General features: G+C 68.9%; 18 protein-coding genes. 8 read left to right on the top strand and 10 right to left on the bottom strand.

From position 1 onward, the window contains the following. The first annotated feature begins 60 nt into the window (after nt 1-60). From ACX9I7_RS01050 to ACX9I7_RS01035, 4 genes are all read left to right on the top strand, one after another. On the top strand, nt 61-1,626 hold the full coding sequence (locus tag ACX9I7_RS01050) for an asparagine synthase-related protein (RefSeq protein WP_450298599.1): 1,566 nt from the start codon (nt 61-63) through the stop codon (nt 1,624-1,626). 61 nt (nt 1,627-1,687) lie between these two features. Continuing rightward, on the top strand, nt 1,688-2,218 hold the full coding sequence (locus ACX9I7_RS01045; protein WP_459386389.1) for a GNAT family N-acetyltransferase: 531 nt from the start codon (nt 1,688-1,690) through the stop codon (nt 2,216-2,218). A 187-nt stretch (nt 2,219-2,405) separates the two neighbouring features. Further along, nucleotides 2,406-3,290 carry a hypothetical protein gene (locus ACX9I7_RS01040; protein ID WP_459386202.1) on the top strand — a complete coding sequence of 295 codons (885 nt, stop codon included), beginning with the start codon at nt 2,406-2,408 and terminating at the stop codon, nt 3,288-3,290. A gap of 125 nt (nt 3,291-3,415) precedes the next feature. Further along, nucleotides 3,416-4,552: a 2'-5' RNA ligase family protein gene (locus ACX9I7_RS01035; protein WP_459386201.1), complete on the top strand. Its 1,137-nt coding sequence runs from the start codon at nt 3,416-3,418 to the stop codon at nt 4,550-4,552. A 260-nt stretch (nt 4,553-4,812) separates the two neighbouring features. Here ACX9I7_RS01035 and ACX9I7_RS01030 read toward each other — a convergent pair whose 3' ends face one another. After that, a complete protein-coding gene (locus ACX9I7_RS01030) occupies nt 4,813-5,601 on the bottom strand; it encodes an NUDIX hydrolase (protein WP_459386200.1) in 789 nt (262 codons plus the stop codon). 178 nt (nt 5,602-5,779) lie between these two features. Here ACX9I7_RS01030 and ACX9I7_RS01025 point away from each other — a divergent pair, with 178 nt between their 5' ends. After that, nucleotides 5,780-6,229: a hypothetical protein gene (locus tag ACX9I7_RS01025; RefSeq protein ID WP_459386199.1), complete on the top strand. Its 450-nt coding sequence runs from the start codon at nt 5,780-5,782 to the stop codon at nt 6,227-6,229. Between the two features lie 23 nt (nt 6,230-6,252). On the opposite strand, the gene ACX9I7_RS01020 is transcribed toward ACX9I7_RS01025, so the two are convergent. The 4 genes from ACX9I7_RS01020 to ACX9I7_RS01005 form a co-directional block, all read right to left on the bottom strand. Beyond that, on the bottom strand, nt 6,253-6,714 hold the full coding sequence (locus ACX9I7_RS01020) for a Pycsar system effector family protein (protein ID WP_459386198.1): 462 nt from the start codon (nt 6,712-6,714) through the stop codon (nt 6,253-6,255). A 543-nt stretch (nt 6,715-7,257) separates the two neighbouring features. Next, a complete protein-coding gene (locus tag ACX9I7_RS01015) occupies nt 7,258-7,479 on the bottom strand; it encodes a hypothetical protein (RefSeq protein ID WP_367132841.1) in 222 nt (73 codons plus the stop codon). Nucleotides 7,480-7,488: 9 nt separating this feature from the next. Continuing rightward, complete coding sequence (locus tag ACX9I7_RS01010) at nt 7,489-8,400, bottom strand: peptidoglycan recognition protein family protein (protein ID WP_459386197.1); 912 nt, start codon at nt 8,398-8,400, stop codon at nt 7,489-7,491. Nucleotides 8,401-8,474: 74 nt separating this feature from the next. Beyond that, nucleotides 8,475-8,837, bottom strand: coding sequence for a hypothetical protein (locus ACX9I7_RS01005; RefSeq protein WP_459386196.1), 363 nt, complete (start codon nt 8,835-8,837; stop codon nt 8,475-8,477). A gap of 846 nt (nt 8,838-9,683) precedes the next feature. Here ACX9I7_RS01005 and ACX9I7_RS01000 point away from each other — a divergent pair. From ACX9I7_RS01000 to hemC, 3 genes are all read left to right on the top strand, one after another. After that, the gene (locus tag ACX9I7_RS01000) at nt 9,684-10,739 is read left to right on the top strand and encodes an endonuclease/exonuclease/phosphatase family protein (protein WP_459386195.1); all 1,056 of its coding nucleotides are present in this window, start codon (nt 9,684-9,686) and stop codon (nt 10,737-10,739) included. After that, nucleotides 10,736-11,467: a hypothetical protein gene (locus ACX9I7_RS00995; protein ID WP_459386194.1), complete on the top strand. Its 732-nt coding sequence runs from the start codon at nt 10,736-10,738 to the stop codon at nt 11,465-11,467. The genes ACX9I7_RS01000 and ACX9I7_RS00995 overlap by 4 nt, the downstream gene beginning before the upstream one ends. 167 nt (nt 11,468-11,634) lie before the next feature. Further along, nucleotides 11,635-12,570 carry a hydroxymethylbilane synthase gene (hemC, locus tag ACX9I7_RS00990; RefSeq protein ID WP_459386193.1) on the top strand — a complete coding sequence of 312 codons (936 nt, stop codon included), beginning with the start codon at nt 11,635-11,637 and terminating at the stop codon, nt 12,568-12,570. A gap of 87 nt (nt 12,571-12,657) precedes the next feature. Here the strand turns inward: hemC and ACX9I7_RS00985 are convergent, their stop codons facing one another. Genes ACX9I7_RS00985 through ACX9I7_RS00965 form a run of 5 tightly spaced genes read right to left on the bottom strand, consistent with a single transcriptional unit; the run spans nt 12,658 to nt 22,839 of the window. Then, nucleotides 12,658-14,892 (bottom strand): hypothetical protein, encoded by a 2,235-nt coding sequence (locus ACX9I7_RS00985; protein ID WP_459386192.1) that lies wholly within the window; start codon nt 14,890-14,892, stop codon nt 12,658-12,660. A gap of 34 nt (nt 14,893-14,926) precedes the next feature. Beyond that, nucleotides 14,927-16,018 (bottom strand): hypothetical protein, encoded by a 1,092-nt coding sequence (locus ACX9I7_RS00980; protein WP_459386191.1) that lies wholly within the window; start codon nt 16,016-16,018, stop codon nt 14,927-14,929. Between the two features lies 1 nt (nt 16,019). Beyond that, nucleotides 16,020-16,949, bottom strand: coding sequence for a hypothetical protein (locus tag ACX9I7_RS00975; protein WP_459386190.1), 930 nt, complete (start codon nt 16,947-16,949; stop codon nt 16,020-16,022). Between the two features lie 47 nt (nt 16,950-16,996). Then, nucleotides 16,997-17,893 (bottom strand): phage distal tail protein, encoded by an 897-nt coding sequence (locus ACX9I7_RS00970; protein ID WP_459386189.1) that lies wholly within the window; start codon nt 17,891-17,893, stop codon nt 16,997-16,999. Next, nucleotides 17,890-22,839: a phage tail tape measure protein gene (locus ACX9I7_RS00965; RefSeq protein WP_459386388.1), complete on the bottom strand. Its 4,950-nt coding sequence runs from the start codon at nt 22,837-22,839 to the stop codon at nt 17,890-17,892. Before ACX9I7_RS00965 ends, ACX9I7_RS00970 begins: the two co-directional genes overlap by 4 nt. Nucleotides 22,840-22,890 lie beyond the last annotated feature (51 nt).

Here is a 22,890-nt window from a genome sequence, read left to right as displayed (position 1 = left end):
GGTGCACACGCCCGAGGGTCCCGGACAGCGGGGCCCTCGGGCCAGCCGAAGGGAAACCACGTGATCAAGTTACGTCTGACCCCGTACGCAAGCACCACATGGAAGTGGGACGGCCACCGCTACGTCACCGATGACGGCACGAGCGTGGTGGCGCCGTTCGCCCACCCGATGGTGGAACAGGCCGCCGTCACTGACGGCGCCCGAACGCTGCTGGCCGTGCGTGAACGCGTCGCAGACCGACGGCCCGCCCATCCCGGGCCGCACGAGGTCACTTCAGGCGAGTTCGACAAGTCCCGTGCGATGGCCGAGCAATGGCCCGCGGACTACGTCCTCGTGGAGACGGCGCCCGGCGTTCCCTGCCGTGTCACGGCCGGACCTGCGCGGACCACCCCTCTGTACGTCGCGCACGACGCGGAAAGCCTCTACGGCTCATGGGACATGGCCGACCTGGAACAGCACGCCACTGGCCTCAGCCCCCGAGAGGTCGCCCGGCTGCTGATCTACCGGCCCCGGTACAGCACCGAAACGGTATTCCGGGGCATCCACCGGGTGACCGAACGCACGGCCGCGATCTACGGCGGACACCTCCACCTGCACTACCCCGAGCCCGTCCTGCACAGCGGGCCACGCAACCTCGCGCCCGACGCCGATGTCCTGGCGGCCTTCGTGAACGCGATCGACGACGCTCTGGACATCCGGCCCCTCGACGCTCCGACCACGGTGGTCCACCTCACCGGCGGCTTCGACTCCGGCACCGTGGGCACCCGCCTCGCTGAACGCCACCCGGACCGCTTCCCCACAGCAGCCCTGATCATCGGCGGCCCCGGGCGGGACCACCAGGTCAGACGGCGGGCTGAGATCCTCAAGGCACTGCCCTTCGCCAAGCCGGACCACCTCGTCGATGCCATGGAACACGCCCCGTTCGATCCCGCGTGTGCCCGCGTTCGGGGCGAGAAGATCAGCCCCTACGAGGAGCCACTGCACCACCCGTTCACCCGGCTTACCGAACTACTGGCCGAGCACGGGGCCCGGGCGGTCGTGACCGGGCTCGGCGGCGACGAAATGGTGGCTCTGTCGCAGGACGAGTATCCACACCAGTCCATGGGCGAGATCAGCGATGCCCTGCCCTGGCTGGGATCACGAGCACGGGCGGCACTGGAGTACGCGGACGACGGCATCGCCCCACCCGCAGCGGTCAACAGCATGACCTTGCTGTCCCTGGAAACCACGGCCCCCGTGATGCTGCGTGCCGGTATCTGGCCCGTGCACCCCTTCGCCGACCCGGGCATGGTCCAGCTCGGAGAATGGCTCCCCCTGCACTGGCGGGAACTCAAGCACCTCCAACGCCGCCGGCTCGCCTCTCTCGGCCTGAGCCCGGACGTCACCCAGTCCCGGGTCCGCGAATCGTTCGCCGAAGTCGTTCAGCACGCACTGACCACCCACGCCCAACCCCTGCTCGCCACCATGCTCCGCGACGGCTCCCCCCTCTTCGAAGACCACCTCGTGGAACCCGATGGTCTACGCCAAGCCGCCCGACGACTCGCCGAAGGGCCGTACCGGGAGGACGACGACGCGAAACTCCTCGAAGTCCTCGACCTGCACCTCGCCGCCTGCGCATTCCTCTGACACCCACGACCCCGGGTACCCTGCCCTCACCCTGCCTCCCGGGAGGAGCACCTTGTACGCGATGCGCCCGGCCACCGCAGCCGACATCCCCGCCATCGAGACCATGATCTTCGCCCGCTCCGCATGGCTGGAAGACCGTGGTCTGCCGAGCTGGCGCGCAGACGCCGCCGAACTCGCAGCGCAAGCAGAGAACCCGAACGGTGACGTGTGGGTCCTCGCCGACGACAGCGGAAAGGTGATCGGCTGCACCACCGTGCAGGACGAAACCCCTCCGTGGGGTTGGACGGAGGAGGAACTGGCCGAGCCCGCCCACTACCTCTACACGACCGTCACCGACCCAGAATTCCGCCACCAGAAGCCGGGAACGACCATTGCCCTATGGGCAGTGGACCGCGCGTTCACAGAGGGAAGGGCATGGGTCCGGCGCGGCTGCCGCTTCCCCGAACTCGTCAACTACTACCGAGGCCAGGGCTTTGACCTCCTCCACGAGGTCCAGCGCACCCACGCCCGCATCTACCTCATGGCCCGCCGCGCCGAGCGCATTGCGGACCTGGACGAACGCTTCAAGGACCTTCAGGCCATCCGATCCTGAGCGTGTGCCGCACCATTCCCACATCACACTTCTGGGTACTGCCGGAGACTCTTCTCGTTGACCGCCCGGATGACGGCGTCGGCTCAGCTGGCCCTGATCGAACCCGAGCCCCCCGCGCTCGAGGCATCGGCCATGCAGCTCCGGAATCCGCCGCGAGGAGGGCCGCACCGTTGCTACGGTCCGGCTCATGACGCTGTCTGTGCCGCGTGCTATGGATCTTCGCCGTGAGCCGGTGGACGAGGTCCTGGACCGGGTTGAGCTGTCGTTCCAGGTCAGGCTCGACCGGCGGACGCTGGTGCGCAAACGCCGGTCCGTCGGGGCCCGGACGGACCGTGACACGTGGGTGAGGGTCGAGCGGCGCGGCTTCGACCGGATCGGCGCCCAAGGGTGGAACGGCCCGGAGGCTGCCGCGGTCCTCACCGGCGTCGCCATGCCGCGCTGGTTCGCGGGCTTCGCCTGGCGCGAGGGGGACGAGCCGGTGATGTGGCGGGCCGATGAGTTCGAACTGGCCCCGGCTGCGCCCGTCGGGAAAGCCGCGCTCGTGACTGAAGACCCTGGACTGCCTGATGAGTGGTGGGTGGCGCTGAACGCCTCCCTGGACGCCCTTGCTGGCCAGCGGACACCGCGCATCGCCACTCCGGACACGGAGACCGCGACGCAGGACCTGGTGACCGCCACCCTCCGGGAGACCTTCCCCGACCTGTCGAACACAAGCGTGGACGAGTGGTCAACGGCGCACGCCGATCTGACGTGGGCGAACGTGACTGGGCCGGAGTTCTGCATGATCGACTGGGAAGACTGGGGAACGGCGCCCCGCGGGCTCGACGCCGCGACGCTGTGGGGGAACTCCCTCGCCGTCCCAGCTCTGGCCCAGCGCGTGTGGAACGAACGCCGCCAGGACCTGGACAGCCGAACGGGACGGCTGATGGCGCTGTTCTTCTGCGCGAAGGTCATCGGCCCGCACGCTCACCCGCAGGACCCACGGCTGCAGCCCGCCCGGAAGGAAGCCGCGCGCCTCATCGCCGAGCTCGCCGCTGACGCCGCGGCGGCACAAGGCGCACGGCACCGTTGAGGACCCGCCGGCTCGACGAGGACGGGGTGCTGCTTGTCTGATCACCTGTGGGGCGCTGACTGGTCGGGTAGCGTGCAGTCACCCGCTCCGGGCGGGCACCACGCATAGACGGAGGGGGTTGCGGCATGGAGAGCTTCTTCTCTCCGCGGAGGACTTGGCCGGATGGCCCGTACCTGCACTTCCTGATCACCCTCGACGATCCGGGCTATCAGGCGTACGTCGACGCTCACCGGGGCCTTCTCTCCTCCTACGGCGACAAGCTCGGTGCCGTGCCGGCCGAGTGGCTGCACTCGACCGTGCAGGGCATCCACCACACCCTGACCCGAGACCAGGTCGAGCAGGCGGTGGAGGCCGTCCGCGCCGAGCTGGCCTGGAACGCTGCGCCCATGACCCTCCAGATGGGCCCTGTGTGGCCGGGCCCGAGCGCGGTGACCGTCGCGATGTACCCGGAGAAGCAGCTCGCCCGTCTCAACGCCTTGGTGCGCACTGCCCTGTCGAAGGTCGACGGCATCCGGCTGCGGGAGGCGGGCGCGCGGTTCTGGCCGCACAGCACGGCGGCGTACTACCGGGCGCCCGACGTTCATGACGCCGATTTCAACCGGTCCGTCCGCTCGGTCCGCCCCGACCGTGTCGAGGTCGCGGTGCAGCGCGTCGACGCGGTGTACCTGCACCAGGACGTGGAGCGCGGCTACTACACCTGGGACCACCTCGCGTCTCTTCCCGTGTGCGCGGCGCCGATGCTCACCGTCGGTGAGCGGCTGGAAGAGCTTTGCCAGCAGGCCGCCCGGGAGGGCAGTGAGCTGTGGCGCGATGCCTGGGAACGGGCCCGCGCCGCCGTCAGCCCCGGCCTCGGCCACGAGGAGATCAGCGTGGGAGGACCGTACCGCTCCGGCGGACAGTACGTGGACGGCGCCGCCGCCTTGGCCATCGCCTTCTACCTGCTGGCGCGCGAGCGCGGTGCCGCCGTCCCTACCATCACCCGGCAGCAGGTTGAAGAACTCGCCTGGCCCTACAAGGGCACGCAGATCACGACGCCGCCGATGGGCAAGCGGTGGACCGACCTGCTGGAGGCCGCGGGCCACCGGACGGACGACCCCGACGACCCGGTTATGGTGCGCTGGCGCGCGCTCAGCTACGAACACCCCGAGCCCGACCCGGACACCCCCGACGCGAGCACCTACCGCGTCGGGCACGCCGGCGAGACGGGGCTCCAGTTGCTTCTGGCCCCGGTCAACCGTGAGCACGTACGCTTCGAGCCCTGAAGGGCGACGTACGGCCGATGAATTGGGGGGCCATGAGCACTGAGGGACCGAAGACCCGGGACATGAGCAAGCTGGGGCTCCTCGCCCTGCCCGTACGTCCGCTCGCTGACTCCACCTGGGGTGACGTCGAGGAGTGGGAGACGGGAACTGAGGGGACGAGCCGCCGGGAGACGGAGGCTCGAATTCACCTGAGCGTGGTACTTAGATCAGGGCAGGCCGGGCGCTGAACAGTTTGGCCTGACGCTCACTGACGTTCGCCTTTACCGAACGAGGCCGGTGAGTCGTTCAAGGGTCTGGTGCCAGGCTGCGTCCCAGCCGGTACTGCGTCGGCTTCTGTCGGCGTCCTGAACAATGCGGCTGCCTTCTGCGTAGGTGCCGAGGGCTAGGTCGAGCCAGCACAGCATGAGATGGTCGTCAGTTTGCGGCGGTCGTGTCGCGATGGCGGTATGGGCGGCCCATGAGGCTCGGGCGAGGTCTCCTCCGTCGGGGAGGGCTCCGCCCAGTCGGTGCAGCAGCGTGCTGGCGCGCAGGATGGCGGCGAGGGATGCGGCGTCGGCTGGTTCTCCGTTGGCGCCTGCGGACGTGGTGAGCTCGTGCCAGGTGCACCATGCCGTTTCGAGGGCTTCCCCGGGTTGCGTGGCCGGTGGGCCGGGGGTGCAGTCGTGAGCGAGGTAGAGGTGTGCCTTCTCGGTACAGGCTGACCTGGCGGTGACGACGGTGCCCAGTGGATGGAGGAAGCCGGCGGTAAGTCCTGTTTCCTCCGCGAGCTCTCGCCGTGCGGCGTCGTGTGGTTCCTCGCCGGTTTCGATCATCCCGCCGGGCAGGTCCTGGAGGAGGATGCTGTGGAGGTAGATGTGCTGCCGCACGAGTGGTATCCGGCCGCCGTGGACAGCGAGGACGCGCACTGACTCGGGCACCTGGGCGTAGGGGTAGTCGATGGTACGGCCGTCCGGGCGTACGGCTTGGTCCACGGTCAGACGGGTCGTCTGGCGGGGGCCGCCTGTGTAGAGAGTCCGGCTCTGCCGCCGTTGCCATGCGCTGCTGCCCATGGTGATCACCATAGGTGTGTGCGCTGCGTTCGGGGCCCTGTTTGTGAGGCCCTGGTCATCGTCTCCGAGGCGGGAAGCGCGCTCGGCATCCTCCTCGCCGCCCGCGCCCTCGCCCCGTAGCTGGCCCCGCTGCGCCAGGTAGGTTGAAGAGCACAAGACCTGGGCCATGGAGGGGACCATGAACATCGACCGCACGCCGACCGTGGACGAGATGGCGATGTGGCTGGCCGACACGAGTGTTCCCCTCGCCCACCGGGTGCTGTGGCGCCTCCTCGACGAGTCCGATGTCCGGATCGGTGAACTCCTCGCCATGGAGGTACCCGTCGTGGCGCTGGCCGACCGGACCCTCCACATCGTGGATTCTCAGGAGGGCCCCAAAGACGTCAGCGTCACGGAGGAAGCGGCGACAGGACTCGGCGAGCTCATCGGTACGCGGCAGCACGGCCCCGTGTTCATCGAGCCGGACGGGACTCGCCTGACCCGCACTTCCACAGCGGAGACCTTCCGCACTCTGACTGGCATGTCCCTGCACGCGATCCGGCACGGCCGGCTCGACCGATGGCGGCGCGGTCGGCACGACAGCGGCATGCTGGCCGCGCCGCATCACACCCTCACTGGCTCGAACTGACCCCTGCTTCACGGGGCCGGTCATCAGTGCAAGGCGGCGAGGTGGTCTGCCGCGAGAAGCAGAAGCGCGGCTCCAGCCGAGGCCAAGCACGCCACCTGGAGCCGCCGGTATTTGATCAGCGCCAGCCGCGACAGGACCCCGACCTCCTCGCAGCGAGCGTCCTCGCGGACGGCTTCCCGGATCTCCTCCGGCGTCAGCTTCGCCCAGCGCAAGAACGAGCTGTGGCCGTCGTCGTGGAGCCTGGGCAGAACCGCGAGTGCGATGAACACGATCGACACCCCGACGAGCCCGGACGCCACGCCGGAGATGATGCGGGCGATGCTCGGGCCGTCGGATAAGGCGGTGCGGATCATCGCGGCCAGCCCCGCGTCGAGAGCGAAGAGCAGCGCCGCTTTCGTATCAGTCTTGCCGAGCGCCTCGGTGGCGCTCTTCAGGGCCCGGTCGAGGCCACTGTCGTCCTGGTGGTTCGTGGATCCGCTGGTCACGGTTCTCCTCCGATGTTCGGGAACACGAAAGGAGCCCGAACAGCTTGGGGCTGTTCGGGCTCCGTCGAAGATTCGGTTATGCCGGCCCGGCTACAGCTCCGGGCGCGCACAGGTAGCGTGGGCGGCAACTGCACGTAAGGACGGGGCGGGGGACCATGGACACAGAGCCGGAGAACAACGGGGCAACGATCATCCCGTTCCCCGGGACGAGGGCTACGGGCCGCGAGCACCCCGCCGCGAAGGACCTGCGGAACCTCACATGGGGCGACGTCGAAGAGTTGCTGGCCACGGCACCCCGTCCGCGTTCAGCCTCACCGTCGGGCGCGACCGGCCAACGGCACATCCACCTCCCGGCCGCAGCGGCATGGCGACTCCGTACGCTCCTGCACGAGCAGGGCTGCTTTGGCACTTCCCCAACCGCACTGTGGCCCGACACCCCACGTTGCGCAGACGCGTTCACGCGCGCCCTCAAGAAGCCGTGAGGCTGGCCTCAGCATGACGAAGGCCCCCTCCGCCGGGCGTGACGGCAAGGGGGCCTTCCGGTTACTCGACCGCTGTAAGCGGCGGTGCAGCAGACGGTACTGCCGCGGCCTTTGTCTTGCCGTCCTCGACGCGCTGGACGACCTCGCCCGTACCCAGGACGGCCGCTGCAAGGCCCAGGATCAGGGCCTGTGGCAGGTCATCGACGTAGTGCGCGACGAGCGCGATGCCCGCCGCGATGATGGCGTACAGACGGGTGCTGTTCGCGTGGATGAAGGTACCCATGATCTTCTCTCAGCTTCCGTAGGCGAGCTTGTGGAGCAGGTCCCAGCCACGGCGGCCGATGGCCGGGTCGTACGGCTGGCCCGTGGTGTAGAGGCCGTGCTTGGCGTTGAAGCCGGCCACCGCGCGCTGGGTGGCCGGACCGTAGTTGTCCGAGGACGGGATCGACGGGTCGAGCCAGCCGGTGCGCTTCAGCGCCTCCTGAAGGCCCTTCGCCGACGGAGTGCTCTTGTTCGGGGCGAGGCCCGCGGGGAACGGCGGCGGCGAGTACGACGACGAGCCCCCCGACGAACCGCCAGTGGAACCGCCGCCGGAGACCGGGCCGGACGGCTTGCCCTTCAGCCGCTGCTCGATCCGGTGCCGCATGTCGGCCATCTCGAAGCCCACCGGGTCGATCTTCGTGTCCGTCCACTCCTTGTGGCCGATCACGCTCCCCGCACCCCACTCGTGGGCCCGGCAGATCGCCGCGGACGCGCGCTCGATCGCATCCAGCTGCGCCGACGGCCACGGGTCCTCGCCGTCGCCCAGGTTGATGCACTCGAAGCCGTAGAAGTGGGTGTTGCCGTCGGTGTCGGTGTCGTCGGGGTCCGGCAGGGACTCCTCAGCGATCACCGCGCGCAGCACGTCGCCGTCGCCGCGCCCCGCGTGGTTCGCGCGGCCGTTGCCGATCAGGTAGACCGTGCCGTCCTTGTCGATCACCCCGTGGCACAGCGGGCCCGGAAGCTCGCTGTATCCGTTCTCGCAGATGCTGATCGATGCATCCGTGCCCGTGGTCACCGTGTGATGCACGATGATCCCGTTCACCGGGCCCCACGGCCCCTTGCCATTGCGGTTGTGCGTCCGCCAGCCCGGACGCTCCACAACGCGGACGCCCTCCTCACGAAGGGCAGCGACCAGACGGTCGGGATTCAGTGGTGTCGCCACCAGGTGCTCTCAAACTCCCCGCGCCCAAAACCAGTGTTCTCACTCCGCCCCCACAGCGGATCCTGTGCCGGGGATCAGGACGCGGTGCCCTTCGACGCCAGCCACAGCTGCACCACCATCACCAGCAGCGGCGCCACGAACGAGCTCAGTACCAGCCGGCGCGTCGCCGCGGCCTGCGTCTGATCCTCCGTGCGCTGCTGCGCCGCCCGCTCCACCATCTGTTCGTGATCCCCACGAAGATGCGACAGCCCCGCCTCAACCTGACCGATACGCTGCTCCACCGCCCGCTGATCAGCCCGGTACACGTCCTCCGTGACCACCTGATCCAAACGAGCCGCGAGCTGCGCCAGGTCGCCGCGCAGATCCTCGCGCAGCTGAGACACGGCACGGTGCAGCTCCCACAGCGTGGGCTCGGCGCCCGGCGGCGGTACAGACACCGCAATCACTCCCGCACCCCGCGCTTCACCCCTGATGGTACGGGTGCATGCGTTCGAGGAGCCGGTAGAGGACAGGTCGGCTGGGTCCACCTGGTCACTTCAAAGTGGCCCCGACGCCTAGCCCGGTGCGCCTGTACAGTTTTCCAGTTTTCCGGAGTGGGTGCGCGCCCCTCTTCGGGTGTGTAAGGCTGTCCAGAGTCAACTTTTATGTGTCAGGCAGGCCGTCAAGTTGGGATGTGACACTGACACCTACGAGCAATGAGCCTCTGCCACGGGAAGGCTCCGTCCCCCGCAGCAGCTCGCGCGGGCCCGCCCCGACGGCCGGGTAGCCGTCGAAGCGGGCCGTTGAAGAGGCGACCTCAGAGCCACCGACCCCCGGTGATTCACGCACCGGGGGTCGGTTCACCTCGCCAACCAGGCCGCTAAGACCGGTGCCACAAACGCGGCGATCACAGCTAGAGCCCGGTGACGACGCTCGATTCCATCGAGAACCCTGCGAAGCCCCTCCTGCACGCGCTGCCCCACAACGATCTCCCTTCTCCCCTCCGGGCCTGGACAGGCCCTGCCCCGGGCAGGCGGCCCGGGAGCACACCTGGTGAGAAATCGCTACGCGACAGCACACGCGATGCTACGGCAAAGACCGTTATCCGCAGGCAACTTGTGGAAATCCGGCGCCCCTTGTGGACAGTGGTCAAGGCGTTGAACGCCGAGCATGCCGACGTTCACTCTTGCCACTACCCTCATGTGCCCGTTTCCGGCGTCCCAGCCGGCTTCGTTCGCTGCCTTGCGAGCCGTCTGGAACCGGGATTGTCAGTGGGGGCACGTACGGTGAGGGCATCAACCCAAGTGCTGGCTGCGCTCGCCAACTGCCCCGTTCCCCATGGAGCGGGGCAGCTGGGTTTCCGGACCCTCGACAGCCCCGCCGGACCTCCAGCCCCGTACACATCCGGCCATGGTCACCGGCTCCGTCTGGCATCCTCTCTCGAAGAGGGCTTCGAGCGAATACCGTGGCAGCAACGCGAAGACGACCGAGAAGAGGGGGCTCGGATGCACATCACGGTCATGGCGCAAAACCTCGGCCGAGGCGGCTGGAAGCACACGGACGGAACGCTCGAGGACCGGTGGCCACACCTCGCCGCCAACATCAACAGCATCCGCCCCGACATCCTCCTCGGCCAGGAAGCCGAAGGATGGGCAGCAGACGGGCACGCCCGCCTTGCCCACGCCGAACGCGACCTGGACATGGACGGCATCCTCGCCCCCAGCCCCTCCGGCCTCGGCCCCGTCACGATGTACCGCCGCGAGACCCTAGGCCGCCGCACCTACCTCAACCACGACTTCTCCGCGCACGAAACCCACCACGGCTTCGAGACTGTCGGCTGGAACGTGCCCTGCCTGCCGGCCACCCTCGCCGCGGGAAGCGTGCACCTGAACCCCTACGACATCGGCCGGGCCGAAACCGAGGTCTCGTTCATCGGCAGCCGCGTCCTGCGCCCCGGCGGCGGGTACGGCATCCTCGCAGGAGACTTCAACTACCCGCCGATCGCCGGGCCCGATCCGGCATACGAACGGATGCTTCCGTACAACCGCGGGTCGCGGCTCAAGGTCCCCGACGACCCGGCGAACCCGGGCCTGCCCGAACCCGATCGCCGCGTGGCCCGGCGGATCGCAGCCAAGGGCTTCGTCGACGTCGCCTGGCATCTGTTCGAGCAGACCGGCGACGAGAAGCTACTCCAGCGCACCGGAAGCGATGATCGAATCGACTGGATTCTCGTCAGCTACGCCCTGGTGCCGTGCATCATCGACTACGGCGTCGTCTCCGGCGGCTCCGACCATAACGGCATCTGGGCCAAGCTCGACCTGGCCAAGGCGAAGACCGACGACGTGTGGAGCTACCGATGATCAAGCAGGGATACCACGAGCCTGAACCGATTGAAGGCTCGCCCGAGGGCTATCCCGCCGATCACCTGTGGCAGATCACCGTCGACCGGATCGTCATCGAACGCTGGGATGCGGACGCTGCCGCCCACAATCGGGAAGTGGCCGACGACCTGTGGGGCAGCGTCGACTCCTACGTGCACGAAACCGGGCTAGAGCTTCTGCCGTGCCCGGGCTGCGGCAACACCGAGAGCCTGATCATCCGAGGGGCGTGGGGCGACCCGATCGTCGTCCACTGCCCGTGCGGTGACTACCAGACCACCCCGACTGAGTACACCCACTCGCCGGCCAACGACTGGGGCCGTAACCTCCTCAAGCGGCTCATCCTCACCACCGCAGACCCCGCTTACGAAGCCCGCCGCCTGCTACACCGCGTCACCGAGTGCCACGATCAGGAACGGAAGAAGCAGACCCAGCCCTGGTACAGGGGCCCTTACCAGGAAGACGTCGCGGTCGCCGCCTCCGTCGACCTGGAGGGAGACGACCTCGGCAGCTCCCTCACCCAGGCGCTCCAGCCGAAGCTGCCTCAGCGCCATGGCGGCAGGCCGCTGCACCTCCTCCTCGTCAGCGTTGCCCTCGCGCTGACCATCCCGCAGGTTCGAGACAGTGAGGACGGGCGCAGGCTCCGAAGTGCCGTCGAGAGCCTGCTGGGGCACCTCCGTGCGGAAGGCGCAGCACCAGCGTCTCTCTAGCGTGATGCGCCGGAGGGGCGATGCGGGCATCGGTGGCCGGCTAGACCGGCACAGTCTCAAACACCGACAAGTCGTCGGAAAACACTCCGACATATCGTCGGAATCTGGAACCTCGTGACGGCAGTAGCATCCCCGCAACGACCCCTAACAGCAGGGAGGTTGCTGCCATGAAAACGCTCATCGTCGGCTCGCGGGCGAGTCGCCTGGCCAGAGCTCAGGTCCGGGAGTGGCTGGGCCCGCTCCGTGAGCGATTCCCACACGTGACGTTCAAGCAGCGCGTGATCCTGGAAGGCGGCGACGAAGACCGCGAGACGGCCACGCTCGCCGCCGTCGCCAAGACCACCGGGGGCAGTGCCTTCTCCACCAACCAAGAAGCTGCCCTCCTTGCGGGAGCGGTCGACGTCATCGTGCACTCCCTCAAGGACCTGCCGACCTCCCAGGCCCCGGGCCTGACCCTCCTGCCCACCCCCGCCCGCCGGCAAGACGTGCGTGACGCCCTCTGCGGCAGCACCCTCGCAGACCTCCCCAAGGGCGCCCGCGTGGGCACCGGAGCACCACGCCGCATCGGCCAGCTCCTCGCCCTCCGGCCGGACCTCAACATGGTCCCGATCCGAGGCAACGTCCCCCCGCGCCTCGGAAGGCTCCAGGGCACGGACGCCCTCGACGCCGTGGTCCTCGCCGCGGCCGGCCTGAACCGCCTGGGCCTTGGGCACACCATCAGTGAGCATCTCCCTCTCGACACCTACTTGCCCTCCCCAGGGCAGGGCGCCCTCGGCATCCAGGTCCGCGAGGACAGCGAGGCGGCCCGGCTCCTCGCCGACACCGGCAACCCCATCCTGGACACGGAGGTCAGGGCCGAGCGGACGCTGCTCGCCGAACTGCACGGCGGCTGCTCCGTCCCCATCGGCGCGTACAGCAAAGCTCACCGCGACGGCACGTTGACACTCTCTGCTCAGGTCTCGGCCGTCGACGGAAGCCGACACGTCGCCACCTGCGGCACCGGGTCCGTGCACGACCCTGAAGAGCTCGGCCGCCGTGTCGCCGACGATCTCCTCACTCAAGGGGCGGAGGACATCCTCTCCACAGTCCGGCAGAGGACCTGAAGCCGGCGGTACGGCTAGGCCATCAGGCAACGGCTGGTCCGGAGCGAAAACCGCTCCAGACCAGCCGTGTGGGGCAGACTGCTGTGCCTACCGCGTGTAGGTGATCCTCAGCTGCGGCGGGTTGGCCTGTCCCACGCCGTGCGCGCGACCGTAATACGTGTCGGCGGTGGAGTTCGGGTCCAGGGCAATGCCCTTCGTCCTCGCCGGGTCGAAGAGGTTGCTGATGTCGATCCACTTCCCCTCGTTGCGGCCGAAGTCGACCGACTTCGAGGCGCTGTAGCTGGAGAAGGAAGCCGGGCGGGAGCCGTGCCCGTGGGTCTTGATCACGGCCGTTCCGCCGCTGGAGCTGTACCAGTGATCGAAGTACAGGTAGACCTCCGCGCGCAGGACGGTCGCTCCGGCGAGGTCCTTGGCCACCTCGGCCGGGAAGCCGGCGAGTGCGGCGAGGGTGCCGTGGGTCTCCGAGTAGTAGCCCTGGAGCAGCTTGTCGCCGTAGAACGTGCTGTAGTCGGCACGCCGGTCGTAGGAGCCGGTCCAGGCGGCCGTGTACGTCTTGGTGTACTGCTGCGGGACGGGCTTCGGGTCCGGGGTAGATCCGCCAGAACTGGAGCCGCCCGTGTTGAAGCCGCCGGATTCAGTGAGCTTCGGGCCGACGTCCTCCACGTACATGACGGCCGGGTAGCCGTCACCGCCAATGAGCGTGACGGACTGCCCGGACGGCCCTTCCTTCACGTCGAAGGTGGCGAGGAGCCTGTGCCTGCCCGCGCCGAGCGCAGCGCCGGAGACGGGCAGTTCCAGACGGACCCGCTGCCACGCCCCGGTCCGGACAAGCTGGTGCACGGCGCTCTGGATTTGCGGAGACTTCAGGGTCGGGGTGTCAGCGCCGCCGTCCCGGAGGCGCAGGCGCAGCTCGCCGCCGCCCACGGACGGCTCGACGTGAGCGTCGACGACGATGCGGTACTCGCGGGCCGGGTCGGCGTCGAAGCCGATCTCGAACCAGCCGACCTCGGTGCCGGTGGTCTTCAGTCGGCTCGTCTGCCTGCCGATGGCGATCACGCCACGCGGGAGCCGGTCGAGAGTGGTCTGCAGGTCGGTTCCGCGCCAGGTCAGGCGGTCAGCCACTGCGAGGGACTGGAAGCCGGCGCTGCCGGTGTCGCTGATGGAGGCTACGGCGGTGCCGTCGTGCGACGTGAGGCTGAGGTAGTTCGGTGCGCCGGTGACGAGGGAGACGACCTGCTCGCCCTGTCCGTCGTACAGCCGGACGCCGTCGGGGGCGATCTCAGCGCGCTCACCTGTGGTCGCGCTGGTCATGATCGAGCGGACTTCGGCGTTGTCGAACGACACCTGCCCGGCCGTGCCCGCGGCCTCCAGGCGGGCCTCGGCGCGGACGGCGCCTTCGGGGGCGCGGACCTTGCCGGTGATGCGCCGCCAGCCATCGTCTCCTTGAGGCTGCGGTGCCGCGATGGTGCCGCTGTCGAGGATCTTGCCGGTGGCGTCCTTCCACACCAGCGAGATCGACACGCTTGCGCCTGACCAGTTCGTCGAGCAGCGGTAGTGCACGCCGAGCCAGTACAGGTCGCCTCCGAGGACCGGGAAGGGTTCGTAGGGGAACCAGCGCGGCTCGGCTGCCGTGGTGTCGATCGTCAGGCAGCGGCCCGAGTCGTGGCCGCCGGTCTCGATGCGGGCCCAGGGCAGTCCGAGGGTGGTGATGCGGGCCTCGACACCGCCGGTCTCAAAACCGGGGTCGGGCACAAGGTTGCCGGTGGAGCCGACGCTGAGTTTGTCGGCGGTGATGGAGCCGGCGGCAATGTCGGCGGTGCCGGTCTGGCGCGGCTCACCCGCAACAGCGGCCGTGGCGGGGCTGGCGGCGCCGGACAGGGATCGCGTGCGCAGGCGTACCCACCACTGCTGGTATCCGAGAGGGACGGTGACGTGGCCGCCCTGTGCGGTCTCGATGGTCCCGCGGAGGGTTGACGCGTCGGGCTCGAACGACTCGGTGGGGCTGACGTGGACTTCGACGCGGGCGAAGTCCAGGGGGGAGACCGCGCCATTCTCGAACTTTCCGTCCCAGGTGACGACGAGGGAGGCCATGGCGGGCGCGACCGTCGGGGCGATCGGTGTCGGCGGGGTGGGGCCGTTGACGACGGTGACGCCGCTGGTGCCGTCCGGCTGCTGGCCGATGAGGGCGCGCAGGGAACCCTGGTCGTCGTGAACGTGGAGGGTGGCGTCTTCGAGGGAGGCGCTGGCGAGCTTGGGGGCCCGGATCGCGGAGTTGACCTGCTTCTCCAGGCGGGCGAGCCGGCTGCCTATGTCTTCAGGCACGGGGTGGTTCTTCTTTCGGTGGGGGGGGGGAGGGTTATGAGGTGAGCCCGTAGTGGTAGGACTCGGCCGGGTCGAGGGTGAGCGTGGCGCTCTCCCCGCCCGGGGTATCGGGGTGGATCGTCCAGCCGGTGATGCGGCACCAGCCGGAGAATTTCGTCCACTGGTCGCGGATGGTGACCCGGACGTCGTCGCCGATCTGCCATGAGCCGATCGGGGCCGCCGGGTGGTCGCGGACGGTGATCTGGTCGACGGTGCCCATGACCTGCCGCCAGGCACGTTCGGCTCGGGCCCGCTCGGCGAGGACGTCGGTCCCGCGGACCTCGGGCAGGTCGAGGGTCCGCTCCAGGCGTAGCCGGCCGTTTCGGACGGCATCCGTTGATCGCTGCTTGGCGCGGCCTTCGCCGATGCCGGTGGCGATGACGACTTGCGCGTACTCATCCGCGCTGTAGGTCACGGGCACGCTTCGGGTGATGTTGATGTCGGTGGAGAAGTGGATGTCGGTGCGGCGGGCGCCGAGGCGGGGGTAGCCGAGTTCGATGCGGCGCACGGGCCGGTGCTCGTCGTCCCAACGGACGGTGCACGTGTAGTCCGGCGAGTCCGCGGCCTTGAAGAGGTTGTCGAACTGGTCGCCCAAGTTCGGGGTCTCCCACCATCGGGAGTGCCACGGGTCAGCGGGCGTGCCGGTCTGCGCTTTCGACGTGGTGGCGTCGACCACGATGCCGAGATCACCGTCGGGGATGGACTGGGTGTAGGCCACGATGTCCCGGGCGATCTGGCAGGGGTCCGCCCTGACGTACGGGCCGCGCCCGCCGAGCTCCCCGTCGAGGTCGTACCGGCGGTGAAGGTACGAGGTCCAGCCGGACGCCTCGATCTTGAGGGTGTCGCCTTCGGGCTCGGCCTGCCAGATGATCCCGCCCCAGCGCAGCAGCCCGTCCCGCTCCACGTAGATCAAGGTCGTGCCGGGGTCTACGAGGTCGATGGCCGTGTGCGCGAGGCGCGGCGAGAGTTCTCCTCGTAGGTGCCCGGGGCCGCTGAGCTGCGGACCGAACTCCACGGTCGTCAGCGGCAGGTCGAGCGTGCGCCACTGGCCGGTCAGGGCGTCCTGGGTGAGGTACCGGTAGGTCACGTCACACCGGGCCCTCGGTGAACTCCAGATCGAGGATGATGCTGGTGCCCTCGTCGACCTGAAGGTGACCGCCGAACTTCGGGGTCAGTTGCGTCTGGACGAACAGGGGCTGCGTCGTTCCCCGGTACTCGGCCGGGATGGTGATGGTGTCGGCGATGACGACGGTGTTGCGGCGGACATCCGTCTGGTCGTCATCGATGGTGGTGTCCTGGCCCTCGTGGGCGCCCAGAACGGTCTGGAAGGCGCCGTAGGCCGGGTTGCCCTCGATGCGTAGGCCGGCGAGGGTCACCAGGACGATCGCCTTCGTGGCCCACCCCGGCACGGGCACCATCCACCGTGCTGGGGTGGGCCAGTCCGCGTACTTGTCGTTGGTCTGCCGCAGCTGGTTCGGGGAACCGGGGTAGACGGTGTGGAGGGTGCGTACGCGGCGGGGGTTCGCGACCTTGCGGACATCGGTGATCATCCCGGCCGTGATGGCCCCGGTGCGCGCGGGGATGTCGATGCGGGCGATGGCGATGCCGGTGATGCCCGGCGGCGGGGCTGTGGCCGTCGAGGACACGTTCGGAATGACCTCGAAGACGTTGATCTTGTCCTTCGCAGGGTCCAGGCCGCCCTCGTACTCGGGATCGACCACGCGGAGCACGATCAAGTCAGACCGCGGCGTTGCTCCGGCCGGGGAGATGGCCACGATCTCCTGGCCGATGTTGTAGGCGCTGTACGAGCCCTGCCACAGAGCGGCGCGGCCCCGGATGATGGCCGCGCCTTCACCGACCACGACTCCGGCGCCCGGCGTGGGCAGCGGTGCCACCTTCAGGTCCGGGCCCTCACTGATGCCCTCGCCTCCCTGCGCGAGGGAGCGGAGCATCATGCGGAAAGTCTGGGCGGAATGGGACGCGCCGGTGGTGAGCAGCGGCGCCTGGGCCAGCGTCACGATCAATCTCCAGATGAAGAAGGGGAAGAAGGGGAGTGGGAAGCGGGTTACAGGGCCCGGTAGGCGTCGCGCCATGTCACGGTCAGCCGGCATGACGCGGTCGGGTCGATGGCCGTCCAGCGGATCTCGCTGCGCCCTGGCGGAAGGTCGAATGCGCCAAGGTCGGATTCCGTGGTGAGGAGCACGGCGCCGCCGTTCTCGCGCTCGACGTGCCGTTGTCCTGGCCGGGTGTCGATGCGGGCCCACTGGCCTTCCTCGAGCGTCCCGTTGAGCTGGAGGGAACACCCGGTGGCCACCTGGGTGATCCGGGGGTTCGCGCACGGTCCGTGGACGGTGATCACTGGCCACGCGGGCACGTCGCCGCTGCTGGTGACCCAGCCGGGCCGCCGCTGCCCGCCCGTCTCTCCGCTGGCGACCCGGATCGGGGCCTGCACGGGGGCAGTGAAGCCGCCGGAGGAGAGCCAGCCCAGCCGTAGCTGTATCTGCTGCTCCGTGTCCGCGTAGAAGCGCGGATCGGTGGCCACGAACTCGATGTCGAGCGGCACCCAGCCGAGCGCGGCCTTCGACCACTCCGGATCAACCTTCTGTAGCCGACCGACCAGCACCTTCACCGGGGAGCCGGGCCACTTGATGCGTAGAGGAGTGACCGCGCCGCCGACGGTGCGCACCGCCGGGTCGTCGGCCACGGCCTGGAGGCGGGCCACCAGAGCGCGCGCCGCCTCCGGATCACCGGGCGTCCTGACGCCGCAGTCGATCCGGATCTTCCGCTCCGCGTACCAGTCCGGGGCTGGCCACACGCCATCCGCGCCGGGCTGGTCGGTGAACTCTCCTCGCCCGTCGGGGCGGCCGAGCCCTTCGATCTCGGCGATCGGGATCGAAGTGCCGTGGCCGAGGAGGACGCCACCGATGTCGATCTGCCAGTCCTGGAGGTCGATGCCGGTCACCGGAGCACCCCGCCCCGCTTGGCCCGCCGCACCTGATAGGCGACCGCCGAAGCGATCCCCTCGGGCGTCGCCGAAGACCGGGAGACGTTGATCGTCTGCGTGCCGATCGCGGGGGCCTGGTGCACCACCACGACCTGAGTGCGACCGCCGGCCGCGTCCACGAGACGCTTCGGGGCGACCGCGAGGCCGAACCGGTCGGCCACCGACCCGAGTACGGCGGTGGACCGCCCCCGCTTTGCCGGGCCGAGCGGCAGGTACGCCTCGCCGCCCGTGCTCTTCTCGGCGAACTTGATCAGTCCGTCCCTGCCGGGCGGGCTGCTGTAGATGCCCGGTTCCCACAGGCCGCCGTTCTCGTAAGCGCGGCCGGCGTTGGCCTTGATCAGGTCGTTGAGGAATCGATTCGCCTTGGCGCCCTTGATGTACTCCTTGCCGGCGTTGGCCACCTCGATGAGCCGGTCTTCCTCCAGGCCCGTCGCATCAGCGACCGCATGGATCCCGAGGTCGGGCTTGAGTGCCCCGAGGATCTTGAGGAGGTCCGTCAGCTGCTCGCTGTCCAGCACGCGGCCCGCGGCCTTAGCCGACTCGTTCGCGCGCTGAGCCTGGCCACGGTCTCGCGCGGCCTGGGCGGCGACGGTCTTGGCGTTGTCGTCGCCCTGTGCGGCGAGGCGGGAGGCGAGCTCCCCGAAGCCCTGGTTCGCGAGTTCGGCGAGGTTGCGCTGGAACTCCTCGGAGCCCTTGGCCGCGCTCGACAGCTTGTCGCTGTAGTCGGTCAGGGCGCTCTTTGCCGTGCCGGCGAGGCGCCGCAGGCTCTCGGCCATCTCGTCGACGTACTTTCCGCTGCCGGATGCCATCTTCTTGACGAAGTCGACGGAGTCCGCGCCCATCTGCTCCAGCGCGCCCGACACGTCGGCACCGGCCCGCCGAGAGATGGCCGCCAGGTTCTTGCGCCATTCCTCGGCGGTCCGCGCGGACTTGTTGAGGTTCTTCTCGAAGAGGCCGAGGTCGAACGTCTCCTTATCCCCGTCCTTCTTCGTTGATTTCGAAGCGATGTCGGAGACGGTGAACAGCTGGGCCCCGGAGCTGGGGTTGTAACTCCAGTCGGAAAGACCGCCATTCGCGTGGTAGACAACTTCGCCGCCGAAGCGCCGGGCCACCTCACCCAGAATGGCCTTCGAGCGGGTTCGTTTACTCGGCGCCAAAGGGAGGTAAGCCTCGCCTCCGGTCTCGTCCTCCGCCCAAACGCGCCACGTTCCGGCTGGGGCAATCTGTGCGACGTGGTTTTCGCGAACGCCGCCGTCGGCGTAGAACTCCAGGACGCCGCCGTCGGCTTCGGCCTTGCCGTACCGGTAGCCGTCAGCGTAAGGGCCCCAGGTGTTCTCCTTAATCGTGTTGAGGTACTCGTTTCGGAAAATGCTGATGGTTACGGTCTTGTCCTGAAGGCCGTTGATGGCGCTCTGGATCGTGCTTACCTGGCCGGTCGCCGACCCCGTAGGCACGGAGACCGTGACCTCCTTGCCGTGAAGCTCGACAATCTTGAAGCCGAGCTGTTCGATCTGGTCCCGCGCCTCCTGAGTGGGGGCGGACACGGTGACCGTCTTCCCGTGCGTGCTGGCCAGCTTGCCCTTCAGCTCCTCAAGCGAGGAGATGGCACTCTGCGTCCCGGCGGACACGGCGACGTGCTTGGCGCCGGGGGTAGCCGAGATCTTGGCGATCAGGGCGTCCAGGTTCGACCGGGCGGTATCAGTCGGAACGGTGACCTCGACCTGGCGGTCCTTGAGGTCCTTGATCTTGAAGCCGAGCGATTCGAGCTTGGCTCTCGCGTCGTTGTCGAGCGCCGAGAGAGTGATCGTTTTTTGGTCCGGGTATGCCTTCAGCTGTTGCTGGACGGCCATGAGCTGGGCCATGACCGGCTCCATGCCGGCGGTCTGGAGCAGGATGGACACCTGACTAGGTACGAGCCCTGCCGCGTCCGCGAGCTTCGTTGCCTGCTCAGCCGACAGCCCGTAACCCTCGGCGGTCGAGATCGCAGCCTCACGGGCTTTCGCCATCTGGTCCTGGGCTGCTTGCAGAGACTCGGGGACGGTTTTGCCCTGCGTCTGCGCGTATTGGTACGCGGCCAGTGAGGCTTCCGCCGAAGTCGTGGAGAGACTCTGGAAGGTGTCGTACAGCTTCTGGCCGTTTCGCGTCACCGTGGACAGTGACCCGTCGACGTTCAGCAGGGTCTTGCCGTAGCCCTCAGCCTGGTCCACGCCGCCCTTGAAGGACTCCTTCGCATCGCTGATGGCCCGGTTCATCCGGGACTCCGCTGCGGAGAAATTCACGCTGCCGCCCGCCAGGACGTTCAGCGCGTCGTGGAGGGCTCGGGCGCGGGAGTCGGCATCGGCGGTGTTGTCCGACAAGCGGCGCATCGCATCGCTGAACTGGCCAAAGGGGCCTGTCGCGTTGGCGGCGCTCTTACCGCTGGACCCGATGGCGTCGGCCATGTTCTTCGAGTCCTGAAGTGCCTGGGCCATCTCGCCCTTGACCGACCCGAGCGCGGTGGCCGCGCGGGCTGCCGCGACACCCTGGTCGGTGTGGACCTTCGCCGCGCCCGCCGTAGTAACGAGCATCCGCTCGTTGTCCTTGGCGGTGGCATTGAGCCGGGCCTGCAGGTCGCCGAGTCCGTTGCCCTGCGACAGGTAGGCGTCGGTGAGTTCGCGGACGCTCACGCCGGCTTTGCCCATCACGTCGACGAGCCGCTTCTTCCCGTCGAAGACCTTCGTCTCCATGAGGTTTTGCACCGCAGCGGCGCGGACGCCTTCTGTCGTCGCGCCGTTGGATTCACGCAGGGCCTGAGTGAGGGAGCTGATGCGGGACTGATGCTCAGCAGCGGCCTGGGCGGCCCTCTGCTGATGGGCGGCAAACAGCGACAGGCCCACGCCAGCCGCGGCCAAAGCAGCACCCCAGGGACCGCCCAGTACGCCCATGAGCCCGCGGGCAGCGCCGCCGACGCCTGCTCCCACGGCGCGCGCAAAGCCGGCGACCGGCGTGGAGGCGGAGCGGAATGCGGCGGCCATCTGCCCGACGACCGGCACGCGGGTTTCGAGGACGGCGAGGGCCTGGCCGACGCGGCCGATGGACTGCCCCGAAGCAGCGGCCAGGGACGCCTGTACCCGCATCTGGTCGCCGAAGGAACGGAAGGCCCCGGTCACCGGTCCAGAAACGTTTCTTCCAAGACCGAGCAGCATCGGGTTGAGACGGGCCATCAGCATCAGCGACGTGATCGCGGTCTGCACGGGGCCCGGTAGAGCTGCGAAGGCATGCACGATCCCCGCGACGGCCTGGCCGATCGGGCGCAGCACCGCGGACATCGAACCCAGGACCGACAGCGCCAGGTTCACGGCGGTGGTGAGGCCGCCGAGCGCGCTGGCCGCCCCGCCACCCCCGTTGGCCAGGTCGGACAGAGCATGGCCGATGGGGGAGAGGGCGGCCCCGAGGTTGCGCAGGACTTCCATCGCGGCGCGGCCCGCGTTGACCAGGACACTGACGCCGGAGGCCGCCACGTTGAACGCACCCTCCTTGAGCGGCTCGCGGAGCCCGCTGAAGGTCTTCTTCACCTCAGCCCAGCCCCGCGAGACCGACGAGGACGTGCGCGGGCCGAGCAGGGTGACCAAGTTCTGGCCGTAGGTGAGGGCGGAGGCCAGGTACGGCGTCGCCTTCGCCAGGCCGGTAGTCGCGAGCCGGGTGATCTTCTCCAGGCCAGGCGCGGCCGCCGTATAAAGGGTCTGGCCGGTGTTCTTCGTCTGCGTTTTGAGCTGAGTGAGCGCGCCGGCCAACCCCTTGGTCTGGGAGGCGGCGATCTCGCCCGCTGCGCCGGTGCGCGAGACGGCGGACCGCATCTGGTCGAACGCGTTGGCGCCCTGGTGGGCCAGGGCGGCGGCGCCCGCCAGGGCGGGCTTTCCGACGACCTTGGCCAGGGAGCCCAGGAAGTCCTTCTGGGACATCCGGTGCTCGGCCTGCTCGAACCCCTCGATGACGGTGCGGAGGCCCTTGAAGTTGCCCTGGGCATCCCACGCCTCGATGCCCATCTCCCGCAGGCCCTCGCGCATCTGCGCGGTGGGCTTCGCCAAGTTGGTGAGCATTCCGCGCAGCGATGTGCCCGCCTTGGAGCCCAAAATGCCCGAGCGGGCCAGCATCGCAACGGCGGCTGCCGTGTCCTCCAGCGAAACCCCGAGCTGCGCGGCAACAGGGCCGGTGTAGCTCATCGCCGTGTAGATGTCCTCAAGTCCACCCGAGGCGGCGTTCGCCCCGGCGGCGAGGACATCAGCGGCACGGCCCGCGTTGTTCGAGCTGAGCCCGAACTGATCCATCACGTCACCGAGAAACCTCGCGGCGTCGGCAGCGGAGAGATTATCGGCCGCCGCCAACTGCATCGCGGCTCTGGCGTTAGAAATCGACGATGTGGAGGTCTGGCCGGCCTTGGCCAATTCCAGCATCGCGTCCGCCGCTTTCGCAGCGGAGGTGCCGGGGATCGTCAGATCCGCCCCGAGCTGCCGGGCCTTGGCAGCAGCCTGGATCATCTCGGAGCCGGAAGCCCCGGTGACCGCCCCCCATTTGTTGATGGACCTCTGGTACTCGTTGCCTTCCTTAGCGATCTCCGCGAGGCCGGCAACGATGCCGCCACCGACCACGAGACTGCGCAGGTGGTGCATCTCCTGCCGGGCCGAGCCGACCCCCTGCCGCAGGCGCGACATGGAGGCGTGCCCGTCTGCGCCTGCCCGGCGCAGGCCAGCTCCGGCGTTGGCCGACTGGCGGCCGAGATCCCGCAGGCCGGCGGATGCGGTACGGGCGCCCGAACCGATCTGCGCGAGCCGGCGGTTCGTTGCCTGGACCGAGCGGTCCAGGGACCGCATCGCCTGCGCGGCCTGACGAACAGCGGAGAGAAGTTGTGCCGCGTCAGCGCGCATCTGCACGCTGAGCGTGTAATTCGACACCGAGCCCGGAGCCCGTTCTCCCCC

The organism is Streptomyces sp. L500, assembly GCF_054551825.1.
Note: the sequence above shows the minus strand (reverse complement) of the source record. Positions and strands in the feature narration are given on the sequence as shown.

Coding starts and splice junctions, on each gene's coding strand:
- ACX9I7_RS01045 (WP_459386389.1), top strand. CDS start 1,688: ATGCGCCCGGCCACCGCAGCCGACATCCCCGCCATCGAGACCATGATC.
- ACX9I7_RS01040 (WP_459386202.1), top strand. CDS start 2,406: ATGACGCTGTCTGTGCCGCGTGCTATGGATCTTCGCCGTGAGCCGGTG.
- ACX9I7_RS01035 (WP_459386201.1), top strand. CDS start 3,416: ATGGAGAGCTTCTTCTCTCCGCGGAGGACTTGGCCGGATGGCCCGTAC.
- ACX9I7_RS01030 (WP_459386200.1), bottom strand. CDS start 5,601: ATGGGCAGCAGCGCATGGCAACGGCGGCAGAGCCGGACTCTCTACACA.
- ACX9I7_RS01025 (WP_459386199.1), top strand. CDS start 5,780: ATGAACATCGACCGCACGCCGACCGTGGACGAGATGGCGATGTGGCTG.
- ACX9I7_RS01015 (WP_367132841.1), bottom strand. CDS start 7,479: ATGGGTACCTTCATCCACGCGAACAGCACCCGTCTGTACGCCATCATC.
- ACX9I7_RS00995 (WP_459386194.1), top strand. CDS start 10,736: ATGATCAAGCAGGGATACCACGAGCCTGAACCGATTGAAGGCTCGCCC.
- hemC (WP_459386193.1), top strand. CDS start 11,635: ATGAAAACGCTCATCGTCGGCTCGCGGGCGAGTCGCCTGGCCAGAGCT.
- ACX9I7_RS00965 (WP_459386388.1), bottom strand. CDS start 22,839: ATGCGCGCTGACGCGGCACAACTTCTCTCCGCTGTTCGTCAGGCCGCG.